Raw genomic sequence first — 16060 nt, 5'->3', positions numbered from 1 at the left:
CAAAAAGTAAAGAAATAAATAATAAGGTAAATATAACAAGCATCATATCGTTGTATCCACATATCTCTATGGAAGAGGGCTGAATATACAACCAAACCTAAACCAAGGCAATTTTATGTTTTGAACGAAAGAATTCACCGCAATTACGACCATTAAGTTAAGATACAAGCCTGTATTAACACAGCGCAGCTGAGTATCTTGGCATATTTGTGCACAACCATAAGCGATGTGGTATTGAACAAACTGATCTCGATTATTTCATTACCGCGCAGACAGGAATCCATTATTCAGACAAAGTAAGGAAGTAACTTGAGAAATGGTTTCCCGCCTGCGTGGGAACGACACAATAAAGATCATAATGAGCCGATAAAGAGCAGAATAGAGTAATAAAAAATATTCAGCTCACTCAGAGCACAGCGTACTATAGGGAAGAAACCACGTTTACCCACATTACACGCTAATGTAGGCCACAAAACAACGTGAAATTGATTTACTTAATTGCAGTGTCTAGAGAAATAAGCGACTAATTCCAATTTTCAGATTACCAATGACCAATGTTTTCTGCTGATAGCCATGGTTCTTGCGGAGATAAGGCTTGTCCCTTTTGTAATAACTCAATGGATATATTATCCGGAGAGCGGATAAACGCCATATAACCATCACGTGGAGGCCGATTGATTACAACCCCAGCATCTTTTAATCGTTGACATGTCTCATAAATGTTTTCAACGCAATATGCTAAGTGCCCAAAATTACGTCCCTCAGTGTAGGGCTGGGAATCCCAGTTATAGGTCAGTTCAAGCATAGGTCCATGGCGTTCTTCTGCTTGTTTCAGATCGCCTGCAGCCGCTAAAAATATCAAGGTAAAGCGCCCTTTTTGATTCTCTATTCTTTTCACTTCAATTAAACCAAGCTTGTTACAATAAAAATCCAAAGATGCATCAAGGTTAGATATTCTCACCATTGTGTGTAAATAGTTCATTAAAATAGTCCTTTATCTTGATTAGATAATATTATTTAAAGAAGATTTTGATTAAATCATGTATAAAAACGTTACCCATTATTTAACTTCGTCGAACACAAAACAAAAATCTGAACAGGTTCTTCTAATTTTAAATATTGGCAAATAGTTTCGCGGCTAAATTTCAAAATATTCAACAATTCATATTGAAGTATAGCTAATTTAAAAACAATTTATTTTGCTCGACTATATATGACGTATAAATCCCCGATGTAGTTAGATTAGTCCAAGGATAAATTTTATTTCCTCATTAATTTGTCTCTGGTTTAGTCTGGCTAAGGGCTTATTACAGGCTCAATCAACCAATGACACAAAACGATTAAGCATTTTCATACTATAATCATAACTAATTAGCACATTCTATTTGTCTTCTTTATAAAAGGACTTTAATTATGCAGGATAAGGAAGAACGAGCATTGCCTTTCTATTATTTTGCTCGGCTGAACAAATTCACACTTAATATTATTTTTGTTCCCGCTCTCTTATTAATGCTGTTCATCAGTATTTATCTTTATTATCAAATAGATCATTTAATTAAAGCAAACCACTGGGTTGTTCATACTCAGGAAGTGATACAGACGACTGATTCAATTTTATATGAAATGGTGGCTGTTGAATCCAATCAACGAGGTTTCCTAATTACCAATAACGATGAATACATCAATGAAATTGAACAAGCCAAAGACAATTTAGAAAAAAAACTTAATCGGTTACAACAACTCACCCAAGATAATCCCGAACAGGCAGCCAGAACCACCAAATTCATCAAATTAATAGAGCAGCGGCTTACTATGCTGTCTGCAGTTGCAAAATTAAAAATGGAAAATAAATTTGGCAGCGTTGATGGCTTGACCCAGTTTAACCGCAGCCAGGAGATTTCCAGCAGAGTCAAAGGTCAAGGACAAGAAATAATATCAGTTGAATCTGTTTTATTAAAAGAAAGGAATGAAGCAGCGCTCGAACGAGCAAATTCAGCGATTGCTATAATGCTCATAGTATGTTCAATCAGTATTCTGGCCTTATTTATGGCCTTCATTTTGGTGAACTCAGAGCTATCCATTCGTAAAAAGATGGAATCAAAAAACAAAAAATCACGAATTCAATTACGCAGTATCATAGAAAGTGCCTCTGATATGATTGCCGCTTTTGATAAAGAAAATAAATTTATCATTTTTAATCAACCTTATCATCGTGAATTCAAATATCTGTTTAATAAATCAATAACTCTAGGCATGCCTTTGGACGAAGCCTTGAAAGATGTTCCGGAAGATAAAAATGAACTTAAATTATTATGGGCTAACTCATTAACAACCAATGAATCAAAAAAACAAATTGAGTTCAATGAAAATAATGAACACTTTGTATATGAAATGATAATTAATGACATACAAAATGATGACAATGAAACCGATGGCTCAGTACAAATTATCAGGGATATCTCCAAACGGGTGCACGAACATTCTGAACTGCAAAAATCCTATGAATCACTTGGTGTAGGAATGAAAAAATTGCAGGAAAAAAACCATCAAATTACCCTGTTGGTTGAGATGAGCGACATCATGTTAGCGTGCAGCTCGCAGGAAGAACTGAGTAACGTGATGATAAAATATACTTCCCGTATGTTGCAATTTGCTGATGGTTGTTTGTATGTGATGCATCCCTCGAAAAACTATCTTGAGATCATCGCGCAATGGGGAGATGCAACACGCCAATTGATTACCTTCACCCCAGAGCAATGCTGGGCTATTCGACGCGGCCGTATCCATCAGGTAAATACCGATCACGAAGAACTGATTTGCGATCACGTCACTGAACCCAAACCTTCAGAAATAATGATATGTGTCCCTCTAATGGCACAAAATGATATTTACGGCATGTTATATCTGGAGTTACAACCTGAAGAAACCATAAACCTGGAAGATCATAAATTATTAATTAATGCGTTCTCAGAACTCACAGCCCTAGCTCTAGCCAACGTAAGATTGAGAGAAAATTTACGTTATCAATCCATTAGAGACCCATTAACTGGCCTATACAATCGCAGATATCTTGAAGATTATATGTTTAAACAAATTCATCAGGCAGATAGAAGCAAGTCGGTATTAAGCGTCATGATGATGGACTTGGATCACTTCAAAAAGTTAAATGACACTTATGGTCATGATGCAGGAGATGCGGCATTAAAAGAATTTGGCAAAGTCATCATGAGTGATATCAGAATAAGTGATCTGGCGGCTCGATTTGGGGGAGAGGAATTTATTGTGGTTTTATATGATACCGATGCGGACTCTGCCAGAATACGGGCAGAACATATCAGAAATGCTGTATCGATGATTCAGATAAGATATGGTGCTCAAATAGTTGGTCCTATCACGGTGTCCATAGGCATCTCAGAGTACCCCAAAGAAGGACAAACGATCGAAACTCTGATTGAAAATGCGGATCGTGCCTTGTATTTCGCCAAAAATAATGGTCGAAATCGAGTTGTGCTGTATTCAGAACTGAATATAGATTTACAAGTTAAGCCAGCAGATAAATAAAATCCGGCTTGGATGACCATGAACATTCGGACATGATAAGCATTAAAAATCTTCCAATTGATACACTTCATATGCTGGAGTCTCATAAGGATGAGCGTTTTTTAAAGCATCAACAACAGCGCTAAGGCTTGAGCACTCATTCCCACCGGACATTCACTGCCATTAAGTTAAGAAAAGTACGTCATCCTGAGCATGGCGAAGGACCTCCTGAATCCAGGGAGAGCCTTCGTCGCTAGCTCCTCAGGATAACGGCCAAATCCTTAACTTAATGGCAGTGCCCAATGAGGCATAAAATCACGCCCTTGTGACACGGAAGAAACCAACACATCCGCAAAAATATTCTATACTTATATAGGTCATTCACCAGAAAGAACGTGCATTGAATATGAAAATCAGTTTTATAAATGAAACTGAAACAAGGGATTAGGTATAAATAAAGGAAGATTTCTTATTAATCAATAATGATGACTCAATTATTTGCTCAAGGAGGATTGATTAAGGAGTTTTCATGGGAAATTTTATACCGAATTCCTCAATCGATGTGCTACTTGGGTACTTGCCTTTTATCCACAAAAGCAAATTAGCAGAACTACCGGAACCCTCAAAAAAAAATACCGTCGCAATAGTTGGTGCAGGTGCCGCAGGTATTTGTGCTGCGTATGAACTATTAAGAATAGGATTAGTGCCAACAATATTCGAGGTCAGCAACCGAATTGGGGGTAGAATACATACCCAGGCATTTAATTATCCTGGCACTAAAAATCAGCCCTATGCCGAATTAGGTGCGATGCGCATCCCGCCATCAAGTCATATTTTTTTACATTATGCACAGCTATTAAAACTCAATCTGCTTCATACATTCCCTTATCCGGGAGTGACAGATACCTTGATTCAATATTGCAATTCTACTTACGCCTGGAAAGCAAATCACCTCCCCCTCCCCCATTTGATACACTCAATGCCCTATGGCATTTATTTGTTTCTCCCATCAAAGAGCGCATAAACAATGCCTGGCAAATAGGTGATTTTGAGACGGTAATAAAAGTGTGGCAGTACTGCATCAATCAATACGGCGGTAAGAGTTTGCTTGAAGTTCTAAATGAATACACTCCTCTGGCTAAAAATGATCAGTTAATTCATTTATTGGGGTTGCTTGGCTTTGGGCATGGGGGATTTCATTCCTTATACTCTATCAGTTTTATTGATTTATAAAGAATGCTCATAAACGGTTATAATGAAAGTCATATGTTTGTGGAACAAGGAATGATTGAATTTATCAATCGATTATTTGCTCAACCAGTAAAAACAAATATTGGTTTAACCTCCCTAAAACAACAAAATTGCGTTCATTTAAATACAGCAATCCTCTCTCTTGATTACAATCATCATTCAAACCGCCCAATGCTTAGAGGCAAGCATACCCAAACGAATGAATCCTTTGAACGTGAATACGATGCAATCATTTATACCGGAACAAGCAGCGCCGCCTATTTACTAAATTTGTCTAATGTTTCTGAAAATGGAGTTTTTCTATTTAATTCTGATGAACGAAGGGCCATTAGAAATTCATATATGATCCCATCCTCAAAAACCTTTATCTTAACTGCCGATAAATTCTGGAAAAAACAGAATATTCCATCATGTATTCTCACTGACGAATTACCTAAAGTTGCTTACTTTATTGATCACCCCAATGTGAATGAAGGCGTTATTTGCTTAAGTTATGCCTGGGGTGTAGATTCTCTGAGACTTAACGCGCTAGAACCAGCAGAATTAGTCGTGATGTTTTTAAGCCGAACAAATTAAAGATGACACGAATCCAGCAAGCTATCAGTCGCATAAAAAATAAATGATAATTTGCAACACATGATAAAAGGAGCAATAAATGCTTAACGGCAGGCGTCCAGTTTATCAGCCGAAGATCGCGAACATTTAAATGCATAGGACTCACGAGTAGTCGTGAATATAAGGCTGCGATAGAAAAAACCGAAAATAACATTTCGGACTTTTCTAATCTAATAAATAATAGTTTTGGAAGATAGAAACCAGGGATGTTTTAAAGATCTCTATCTTCAAACATTTAATTTATTTATTAGTATTTAATATAACCTTCATGCCACCCAGGTAGGGCTGTAAGGCTTCAGGGATATGAATATTTCCTTCTTTATCCTGATAATTCTCCATTATAGCAACCAAGGTTCTACCCACCGCCAATCCAGAACCATTTAAGGTATGAACCAATTCCATTTCATTTGTATCTGTATTGCGATAACGCGCCTTCATACGACGCGCCTGAAATGCCTCCATATTGGAACAGGAAGATATTTCACGATATGTATTCTGGCTGGGCAACCATACTTCCAGATCATAAGTTTTAGCAGCACCAGCTCCCATATCCCCCGTACATAATGCCAATACACGATAAGGTAAATCAAGGCGCTGTAATATTGCCTCGGCATGTTGAGTCAACTGTTCCAAAGCCTCATAAGACGCATCTGGTTTGGTAATCCAGACTAACTCCACTTTTTCAAACTGATGCTGTCTTATCATGCCCTTTGTGTCTTTACCGTAAGAACCCGCTTCACTGCGAAAACATGGTGAATGACACACATAACGAACAGGCAAACTCTCAGCAGTTAAAATCGTATCACGTACAGTATTGGTTACCGGTATTTCTGCCGTAGAAGTAAGATAATACCCACTATCGCCAGTTAATTTAAATAAATCTTCTTCGAATTTAGGCAATTGGCCTGTACCAAGCAAGCTGTCTGCATTAACGATATAGGGTACATAAATTTCTTGATATCCATGCTGCTCGGTATGAATATCCAACATGAATTGAATGAGGGCTCGATGCAGGCGTGCAATTTGGCTTTTCATAACCACAAAACGACTGCCAGTAATTTTAGCAGCTAAAGCAAAATCCATTTGTCCAAGCGCATCACCCAGTTCATCATGAGATTTTACAGAAAAATCAAAAACACGCGCAGTTCCCCAACGTCTTACCTCCAGGTTATCCTGCTCGTCTTTGCCAACAGGAACAGACTCATGAGGAATATTAGGCATGGATAAAGCAATGGCATCAAGCTGCTGTAGTACCGTCTCAAGTTCTACCTTGTGCTGTTCTAATTTTAGACCTAATTGATTTACTTCTTCTCGCATGGGCTCGATGTTTTCTCCGCGAGATTTGGCCTCTCCTATAGCTTTAGAACGCGTGTTACGCTCATTTTGTAAGGCCTGTGTTTCAACTTGTAATGATTTACGCTTTTCTTCCAAAGCAGAAAAAGCAGCAACATCAAGCTTAAATCCACGCGTTGTTAATTGAGATGCAACACGTTGCGGATTTTCCCTAAGTAATTGATTATCTAACATAAGCTACCACTCTATGAATTAAGTCAAGATATTCTAAAAAGCAAACCACGTGCACAATAAGTTCCCAGCAATACCATAGTCAATGAGCCAATATTATTCGCAAATATATTGGTTATTAATTTTAACCATTGTTCTTGTTCAAATAAAAACAATGATTCAGCAGCAAAACTGGAAAAAGTAGTAAAAGCCCCTAGAAACCCGGTAAAAAAGAATAAACGCCAATACTCTTCCGCATTAAAGCGTCCAATTAATATAGCAAGAAAAAAACCAGCCAGAAATGATCCCACTGTGTTTACAATTAAGGTGCCGTAGGGAAATCTCAATCCCCAATAATTTTGTGCGCAAATCACAGTGATATAGCGTGAGATTGCCCCTAAGGCTCCGCCTAAAGCTACAGCCAGATAAGGAGCAATCATCATTTATCTCACAATTCCACGGGTTGATTGATTCAAGGCATCAATCATTGGAATAACCTCAGGACACTCTTCCTGCATTAATTCCAGTTCAGCTACCGCTTGTTGCACCGTCAGGCCTTTACGGAAAATAATTTTATACGCACGTCGTAGACTATCAATTGCAGAAGAAGAAAATCCTCTTCTTCGTAAACCTACAGTGTTGATGCCGCAGGCAGAAGTAGTGTGTCCAGCAATCATGACGTAAGGCAATACATCTTTAGTTACATAAGTAGCGCGAGCAATAAATGCATAAGCGCCCACATGACAAAATTGATGTACCGCAGCATACGGGCCAATTATAGCATAATCATTCACAATCACATGTCCTGACAATGCAGCATAATTCACCATAATAATTTGGTCACCCACCACACAATCATGCCCTATGTGAGAATAAGCCATTAAAAAATTGCCATTACCCACACGAGTAACACCACCTCCTTTGACCGTACCTCGGCTAATCATGCAATATTCACGAATTACGTTATTATCGCCAATTTCCAAACGTGTTGGTTCACCTTTATAAGTGATATCCTGTGGCTCATCACCTACTGATGCAAATTGAAAAATTTTATTATTTTTACCAATCGTAGTAGGACCTTCAATAACCACATGTGGTCCAATCCAGGTATTTTCACCTATCTCAACATCTGCACCGATAATTGTTCCAGGGCCAACTGTGACCCCTTTTGCCAGCTTTGCAGATGGATGAATCATTGCTCTTTCATCTATCACTTTTTAATTTCCTTTGCTGCGCTTAATAAGTCTGCGGAACAGGCCAGTTTATCACCAACATAAGCTTCGCCATGCATACGCCAAAAATCTCTTTTCTGCCCAATTAATTTCACTTCCAACCGTAATTGATCACCGGGAGTAACAATCTGTTTGAATCGAGCATTATCTATTCCCGCAAAATAATGCAGAAATTCATGCCCTTCTTTAGGTTGTCGAGACAGATTAGATAATATTGCACTTGCCTGTGCCAATGCCTCTAGCATAAGTACCCCAGGCATTATTGGATTTCCCGGAAAATGTCCAGTAAAGAAATTCTCATTAATAGTTACATTTTTAATGGCTGTTAAATAATCCAAGGTCTTATAATCAAGGACCCTGTCAACCAAAATAAATGGGTAACGGTGTGGTAACAAATTTATGATCTGATTTATATCTATATACTCACTCATACACTGCTTCTCATTTAATCATTAAATTCTTTCAGAAAAGAATCATTATCTTGTTTTAATCTGCTCTAATCAATCGTAAAAGTCAAAATATATAACAATTTACCATAATCAACTCAGATTCTGCTGGCATTCCCGCAACATACCATGTCATCCACCATCCGTCGTCCCCCTCGCCTCTCTTATTGCTTATGCCCCGGTACTAAATGTCATATGGAGCAATTTGAGCATCATTTATTTTTCTCTCCAAGGAGTTCAATTTAGCTATATAATCATCAAGACGCTTGAATCGTGCTGCATTTTTCCGCCATTGTTCATGTCCATGCACTAAAGTTCCAGATGAATAAATCCCTGACTTGCTGATCGATTTATTTACCGTAGTCATCCCTGTAATGACCACGTCGTCCGCTAATCGAACAAAGGCAGCAATGCACGCAGCTCCCCCGATAATGCAGTCTGCACCAATGTGTGCATGTGCTCCTATGGCTGCACATCCCGCTATTGCAGAATCACGCTCAATACATACATCATGCGCGATTTGCACCAGATTATCGACACAGACCCTTTCAGCAATAAAAGTATCGCCCAGAGAGCCGCGGTCAATAACTGAATTGGCGCCAATATGCACCCCATTAGATATAAATACTCCGCCTACATCAGGTCCTTGCTCCCAAGTGCCATGCTGTTTTATATAATTAAACGGCGAGGCTCCAATAACACTGCCGGAGTTTATAAATACGTTGGCTCCAAGCCGGGAGCCTGAATGAATAGTAACACCGCTGTTAATTTTGCTGTTCGCTCCAACAGCCACCGATGTTTCAATACGACAGTTCGCACCTATCGTCACTCCATCGTCTACTCGAACACATTCCCCAATCACACTAAAAGGCCCAATGGATACATTTTTCCCCAATTGAGCAGTCTGATGTACCAATGCAGTTTGATGGACACCGGTGCAGAGCGGCGCCATCGGAGATAAAAGCTTTACTGCCGCATTCATCGCAGCCAAGGGATGAGCAACAACGATTGAATTAACTGGACACAGAGGCTGATGTTCTGCTTTCAATAATACAGCGCCCGCAGATGTGGCCTGTAGCGAATCAATTAATAACGGATTTTCGAAATAAGCCAAATCGTTTGATGTGGCACGAACCAGAGAAGATAAACCAAAGATGGCGTGATTGGCATTTCCATGCCAGACGCCATCAAGGGAATCAGCTAATTGCGTTAAGGTCAGCAACTCGTTCGCCGAACTAGTTAATTGCTTTAATTACTTTATCAGTTACATCAAGTGAATCCGAGCTGAACGGTGTTGCATCTTTTTGAACAATAAGGTCGTACTTCTCATCTTTTGCAACTTTAGAAATTGCTGCACGCACTTTAGTATACAGACCTTCCATCGCTTCATTATGAGCAGTACTTAATTCTTGTTGGTATTGCTGTCCATCTCGTTCAAATTGTTGTTGCGAGGCAACAATTTTCTTTTCCAAATCTTTCTTCTGTGAAGCACTCATAACAGCGCCGTCACGCTTAAATTTCTCCATGTCGTTCTTTAGACTTGCTTCAACAGCAATTAATTTATCACGACGTGGTTTGAATGACGTTTCCAACTTTTGTTGAATATCTTTCATCTGACTTGAATTTTGCATGATTTTTTGTAAGTCAACCACACCTATTTTTGCCCAATCAGCAAACACACTTGTACTAAAAACCAATGCGAATAGAACCGCACCAAAACGCTTCATAATTATCTCCTAATTTAAACATAGTGATGCTAGCACAATTCCAAATAGGTTGCGATATGTACAGCACTACTTTTCATCAATCCAATTTGTTTATTACTATTATTCAGACTTTTTGGTACATCATGCCAGAGCGCTATGCTGTAGTCATTCTAGCAACGAAGGACAGGAAGATTCAATTGACCTTAGAATCGGAGTAATCCTGGCATTTTTACCCATCTTATTTTGTTCTTTATTAATTCATTATGTTCTTGATTGTATCGTTCTCGCGCGGGCGGGAACGATACAATTGAGGTCAGTTTGTTCAATACTATACCCCCTGTTATGCACAAATATGCAGGGATTCCTCAGCCCTAAAATCCAGAAGAAAGGGCAAATTGGAAGTACTGCGTTTGATCCAGTGGTTGTGGATTTAACGCTTTCGCCACGCTAAACGCTAGAGGACCAAATGGCGATCTCCATTCTAATGATACACCCGCAGAATAACGTAACGGGCCAGCATCAGTTCCTCGTAATGCAACTGGAGTGCCATTTGAAAATACGTTACCCGCATCAGCAAAAATTGTAGTTCGGATATTATCCCGACTTAGAGGATATGGCAGTATGAGGCCTGCAGTTCCATTAAGTAAGAAATTTGCCCCCATTGAGTTGCCCATATTATCCTGAGGACCTAAAGAATAGCTATCATAACCACGAACCTGACCCGGTTGAGCCGTACCACCCGCATAATAGTTTTCAAAGAATGGTAGCCCCTTATCACCGAACGTATTTCCATACCCTATATTACCTAAAATGGAGAAAATCCAGCCCCGATATAATGGATAATACAGACGAGCCTGATAGGAGCTCTTGTAATAGGTTAAAGACTGTGACGTTGCTGGTAAGGCAACAAAAGCTATTGCCTGCTGATTCATTCCTCTCGTTGGATAGGGCATTTGATCATAAGTGTTTCTACCCCAGCCAGAAGTCAATCTAATTTCCTGGAAATGTCTGCCGTATAAATGGACGAAATTTTGAATCGGAATTACAGCACCTACTGATTTAATATCAATATCCTGATATCCATAGCCTAACTGGAAGCTGCTCGCCTCACCTAAGGGGAAATTATAATTTACATCACCACCATATCGATTCGAACTGTAGGTACTCACGTTCAGATTTTTAGGATCAATTCGTGAGTAATAAAGACTGGCTCCACGCCCTACACCGGTGTCGGTATAAAATGGATTATAATAATTTACCGAATAATCCTGTCCCCATTTACTGGCATTAAATGAGGCTCCCATTGAACGCCCGGTCCCCATAAAATTATGCTGATTTACAGAGGTATTAAATTGGTATCCGTTTGTACCGTAACCAACTGATGCACTGGCTTCAGCTGATGGAGCTTCTTCTACCTGCACGTCCAAATCAACCTGGTTATTGGTTCCTTGAACAGGATTGGTTTTAACATCGATATTCTTTAAATAACCCAATAAACGTAATTGCCGTTCGGACTCTTTAATATTATGCAAGGACAGCAACCCACCTTCGTTCTGACGGATCATATTCCTTAAAACATAATCTGCAGTTTTGGTGTTACCATGAAAATTAATACGTCTTACATAAACATGGCGACCAGGCTCCACAATAAACGTAATAAATACTGTTTTATTATTTTCATCGACGCGAGGTTCCGCATTGATTGCAGGAAAACCATAACCCACATCGCCTAATGCCAAACCAATGGCTGAGATTGATTCCGTGACTTTTTTACGAGAGAACACATCCCCTTTCTTGACTTGAACCAACGGAGCAATTTTCTCTTGTGACAGTATTGTTTTTCCAACAACGGAATAGCCTGCAAAGTGGTACTGTGGCCCTTCTTCAATATGAATATTGATGTACACATCTTTTCTATCGGGGGCTAGCAAAACTTGCGACGACACTATATTGAATTTTAGATATCCTCTGTCTAGATAGAACGAACGCAAGGCTTCCAATGAAGCATCCATACCGGCCTTGGAGTATTGATCTTTTTTAGTAAAATAAGTAAATACATTACTGGTTGTTAATGCCATCTCGGGAAGCAGCTCGCTCGACGTGAAATCATGATTCCCTATTATTTTAATTTCTTTAATTCGAGATACTCGCCCTTCTGATACAGTAATAGTGATGGCTACCCTGTTATCCGTTAAAGAAGACACACGAGCTTCAATACGCGAATTGTATTTACCTCTGGCGGTATAAGCCTGTTTTAATTCTTTTTCCAGACGCTCTAATGACGATTTTTGGAACACGCGACCTTTGACCAGTCCCATTTCTTTAAGAAACGATTTCATTTTATCACTGGGAATGTCTTTATTTCCCACGACTGAAATGCTACCTATGGTAGCTCTCTCAACCACGTTGACGATCAATACATTACCTTGACGCTCTAAAGAAACTGATTGGAAAAATCCAGTATCATATAAAGTACGAATAATTTGGCCTGTTGAGCTGGAATTAATTTCTTCACCAACTTGTACGGGAATATAATTTAACACTGTTCCAGTAGAGACTCGTTGTAACCCGGTTACTTTAATCCCACGAACTACAAACGCATCAGCAGCTAAAGTTTGAGCAGACCACGTCAAAAGAGTAGAACAACAAACACCTAAAATTAATTTATTACTGACTTTTTTCATTATTTTTTTACGCCCAGTACTACGCGCTGTTCTGAAATGGAAACGATTCAGTCACGCCAAAAAATTGAAACCCTTTTATAGGATGTAGAAACCTCTGTCAAGTTTCTTATCTCTAATATACTATTTTACCCACCTGTCTCCAGATGCTTTTACCTCTTGGCAGCCAGGTACTCTTAGTACCCCTCAACCTAATCCATTAATGAGAAGAAATTTATACCTAACCAGTTAATCGCGATATGTCATTAGTCAATGCTATAAACATCAAGGCAACCAATAAAACCAATCCCAAATAAACACCTATCGTTTTAACGCCATCAGACAAGGGCTTGCGTCTAATAATCTCAAACGCATAATACAACAAGTGCCCACCATCCAGCATTGGAATCGGTAATAAATTTAAAGCGCCTAAGCTAATACTTACCAATGCAAGAAAAAACAGATACGAGACTAAACCGCTTCGCCCTGAATTTCCAGCTCCCTGGGCTATCCCTACAGGACCACTAATGCTGTTTAGCCCCAAGCGACCTGTAACCAGACGCCCCATTAACGTAAAGGTAGTTGCAGTAAGATGCACTGTTTGCTTAAGCGCTGTACCGATAGCAGATAGCGGATCTTCTCGCTCCAATCGTAACCAATGAGCAGGCCAGTCTACCTTTTGAGAGCGTACGCCAATAAATCCTTCCACCTTGTTATTATTTTTTTGACTGCCAGTAAGAATTTTAACACGCTCGACTTTACCTTTACGATTAATTTCAAGGTTTAACTGAGTATTAGGGCGCTCACGCACATACTCAACTAAGAACATCCAATCGTCAAAAGTTTGACCATCGACACTTAATAATTTATCACCTAATTCCAATCCGGCTTTAGCAGCAGGAGAGTCAGGAACTACCTCGCCAACGACAGGAGGAATACTCGGAATAAAAGGCTCAATACCGAGACTGGTCAATGGATCAGGGGTTTTATCATCCAGCTTCCAATTACTTAATGGCAGACGCAGTTGCTGCTGACGCCCATCTTCTAAAGATTTAACCGTAACATTAACTGTTTCATGTGAGCCAATAAGCGGCATCATTGCATATTGAAAATCGCGCCAGCTGTTTATCCTGGTATCATTAAGTGCAAGAATCTCCTGCTTTGGACCAAGTCCTGCGGAGGCCGCAATACTGCCAGGCTTTACAGATTCAATCATAGGTGCCAGAGAATTCATCCCGATAACTAACACCAGCCATAAAGCAACAAAGGCAAAGATAAAATTAAATAATGGTCCCGCCAGAACTATTGCAATACGGGATAATATCGGCTGATTATTAAAGGCATAAGGCTTGTCTTGTTCAGCCACCTCGCCTTCTGATTCGTCAAGCATTTTGACGTAACCACCCAAAGGAAACAAAGACCACGCATACTCAGTACCTTTTTTATCATGCCACCGAGCCAGTATTGTTCCAAAACCAAATGAGAAACGTAACACTTTAACCCCGCACCAGCGCGCAACTTGAAAGTGCCCATACTCGTGGACTGTAACCAGCAGTAATAAAGCCAATAAAAAATATAACAGAGTTAGAAGCATATCACCGTCCCCAATTAATCCTTTTAAAACCTGTTTCGTCCACTTATCAACCATTTCCAGACCAAATGGAATGATAAGTGTCAGAAATTAGATTCCTAGCTGGATAAATGTTAATCCAAAATAAAACACAGGCAAAGCCGCAATCAAACTATCCAACCGGTCCAGAATACCTCCATGCCCCGGAATAATCGCTCCCGTGTCTTTTAAATGACAACGTCGTTTTAAAATACTGATAAATAAATCACCAAAAATAGAAATAGTTACCGTTACTAATGCCAAACCAAACCAAATCAATGCAGAATAAGGAGAGAAATAATAGAAGCCAACTCCTCCGACAATCATCGCTAATACATAGCCACCTAAAACACCTTCCCAAGATTTACCTGGGCTTACTTGAGGGATTAATTTATGCGTCCCCCAACATTTACCCGAGAGATAGGCGCCGATGTCAGAGGCCCATATTAAAAACAGCAAATAAACGACCAATGGTTTTCCTTGCGGTAAATCATAAACATGAATCAGACTTTGGACAAACAAAGGTAAAAGCACGACAAAAATGCTACCCACAATAACTGGGAAGCCCCAATATTTTTGGGAACCTGGAAAACTAAGAATGGCAATACAATTAAAAACCCAAAGCACCAATCCAATAGTCAGCCAATAAGAAAATAAATGCCCACACAGCCACAAGGAAAACAACATTAAGGATAAATAACCAATATGCAGAGCAAACATTTTAATTGGAATCAAGTGAATGCATTCGTTCACTGCAGCGATAAATACTAACAAAATGACACCAGCCAAAAACCAAGCAGGAGCATAAAACAGGGTTAACAAAACTAAAGGCACTAAAATTAAGGTGGTGATTAAGCGTTGCATAAACATAAATTTGCCCTTATTAAAAAGTCGAGAGCTGACCAAAGCGTCTTTTGCGCTTACTAAAGGAAGCCAGAGCTAACTCAAATTCTTTTTCACTAAAATCTGGCCAATGAACTTCTGTAAAATAAAGCTCGGTATAAGCTAACTGCCACAGAAAAAAATTACTTATCCGCAACTCGCCACTAGTACGAATAAACAGATCAGGTTCGGGTAAATCATCTGTATCCAGATATTGCGCAAAAGTGGTTTCATTAAAGTCATCCAGGGATAATTCACCAGCCATCACCGCCTGAGACATTTTCCGGGCTGCAGTCACTATATCCCATTTACCACCGTAATTAACCACTACATTTAAAATTAATTCGTGATTTCCTTTTGTTAGCAGTTCCGCTTCGTGCATTTCTTTTTGCAGTACTGCAGATAATGGCGTTCGGTCACCAGTAAAGCATATTCGAATGCCATACTGATTGAGTTCGGTGATTTCTTTTTTTAAGGATTCAACAAATAACTCCATAAGAAAATTAACTTCATCAACAGGACGTGACCAATTTTCTGAACTAAAGGCAAATAAACTCAAACAGGCAATTTTTTTTTCAAGGCAGCTTCGGATCATCTTCTTCACTGTCTCAACACC

General features: G+C 39.3%; 15 protein-coding genes. 4 read left to right on the top strand and 11 right to left on the bottom strand.

Annotated features, from left to right (window positions below; all coding sequences use genetic code 11):
• Positions 1–541 precede the first annotated feature (541 nt).
• A complete protein-coding gene (locus tag Q0495_RS03780; RefSeq protein ID WP_298623265.1) occupies positions 542–982 on the bottom strand; it encodes a VOC family protein in 441 nt (146 codons plus the stop codon).
• Positions 983–1413: 431 nt separating this feature from the next.
• Between Q0495_RS03780 and Q0495_RS03775 the strand changes: the two genes are divergently transcribed.
• The 4 genes from Q0495_RS03775 (at position 1414) to Q0495_RS03760 (ending at position 5367) form a co-directional block, all read left to right on the top strand.
• On the top strand, positions 1414–3561 hold the full coding sequence (locus Q0495_RS03775; RefSeq protein ID WP_298623262.1) for a diguanylate cyclase: 2148 nt from the start codon (positions 1414–1416) through the stop codon (positions 3559–3561).
• Between the two features lie 508 nt (positions 3562–4069).
• Entirely contained in the window at positions 4070–4564 is a 495-nt protein-coding gene (locus Q0495_RS03770) for an FAD-dependent oxidoreductase (protein ID WP_298623259.1), read from the top strand.
• Positions 4565–4605: 41 nt separating this feature from the next.
• Entirely contained in the window at positions 4606–4773 is a 168-nt protein-coding gene (locus Q0495_RS03765) for a hypothetical protein (protein WP_298623257.1), read from the top strand.
• Between the two features lie 3 nt (positions 4774–4776).
• Complete coding sequence (locus Q0495_RS03760) at positions 4777–5367, top strand: FAD-dependent oxidoreductase (protein ID WP_298623254.1); 591 nt, start codon at positions 4777–4779, stop codon at positions 5365–5367.
• 279 nt (positions 5368–5646) lie between these two features.
• Here Q0495_RS03760 and serS read toward each other — a convergent pair whose 3' ends face one another.
• The 10 genes from serS to uppS all read right to left on the bottom strand — a co-directional run.
• Entirely contained in the window at positions 5647–6933 is a 1287-nt protein-coding gene (serS, locus tag Q0495_RS03755) for a serine--tRNA ligase (protein ID WP_298623252.1), read from the bottom strand.
• A 23-nt stretch (positions 6934–6956) separates the two neighbouring features.
• Positions 6957–7352, bottom strand: a complete 396-nt coding sequence (crcB, locus tag Q0495_RS03750; RefSeq protein ID WP_298623250.1) for a fluoride efflux transporter CrcB — start codon at positions 7350–7352, stop codon at positions 6957–6959.
• Entirely contained in the window at positions 7353–8123 is a 771-nt protein-coding gene (lpxA, locus tag Q0495_RS03745) for an acyl-ACP--UDP-N-acetylglucosamine O-acyltransferase (protein ID WP_298623249.1), read from the bottom strand.
• Positions 8120–8572, bottom strand: a complete 453-nt coding sequence (gene fabZ / locus Q0495_RS03740) for a 3-hydroxyacyl-ACP dehydratase FabZ (protein ID WP_298623248.1) — start codon at positions 8570–8572, stop codon at positions 8120–8122. The genes lpxA and fabZ overlap by 4 nt, the downstream gene beginning before the upstream one ends.
• A 199-nt stretch (positions 8573–8771) precedes the next feature.
• Positions 8772–9809, bottom strand: coding sequence for a UDP-3-O-(3-hydroxymyristoyl)glucosamine N-acyltransferase (gene lpxD / locus Q0495_RS03735; protein ID WP_298623247.1), 1038 nt, complete (start codon positions 9807–9809; stop codon positions 8772–8774).
• Between the two features lie 13 nt (positions 9810–9822).
• On the bottom strand, positions 9823–10314 hold the full coding sequence (locus Q0495_RS03730) for an OmpH family outer membrane protein (RefSeq protein WP_298623246.1): 492 nt from the start codon (positions 10312–10314) through the stop codon (positions 9823–9825).
• Between the two features lie 350 nt (positions 10315–10664).
• Complete coding sequence (gene bamA / locus Q0495_RS03725) at positions 10665–12977, bottom strand: outer membrane protein assembly factor BamA (RefSeq protein ID WP_298623244.1); 2313 nt, start codon at positions 12975–12977, stop codon at positions 10665–10667.
• Between the two features lie 217 nt (positions 12978–13194).
• Complete coding sequence (rseP, locus tag Q0495_RS03720) at positions 13195–14547, bottom strand: RIP metalloprotease RseP (protein WP_298623268.1); 1353 nt, start codon at positions 14545–14547, stop codon at positions 13195–13197.
• Between the two features lie 87 nt (positions 14548–14634).
• Positions 14635–15432, bottom strand: coding sequence for a phosphatidate cytidylyltransferase (locus tag Q0495_RS03715; protein ID WP_298623243.1), 798 nt, complete (start codon positions 15430–15432; stop codon positions 14635–14637).
• A gap of 13 nt (positions 15433–15445) precedes the next feature.
• Positions 15446–16060: polyprenyl diphosphate synthase (uppS, locus tag Q0495_RS03710; protein ID WP_298623242.1), on the bottom strand; the 615-nt coding region annotated here is incomplete at its 5' end.

It is taken from the genome of uncultured Legionella sp. (assembly GCF_937871865.1).
Classification (GTDB): Bacteria; Pseudomonadota; Gammaproteobacteria; order Legionellales; family Legionellaceae; genus Legionella.
This window is presented reverse-complemented; position numbering and strand designations above follow the sequence as displayed.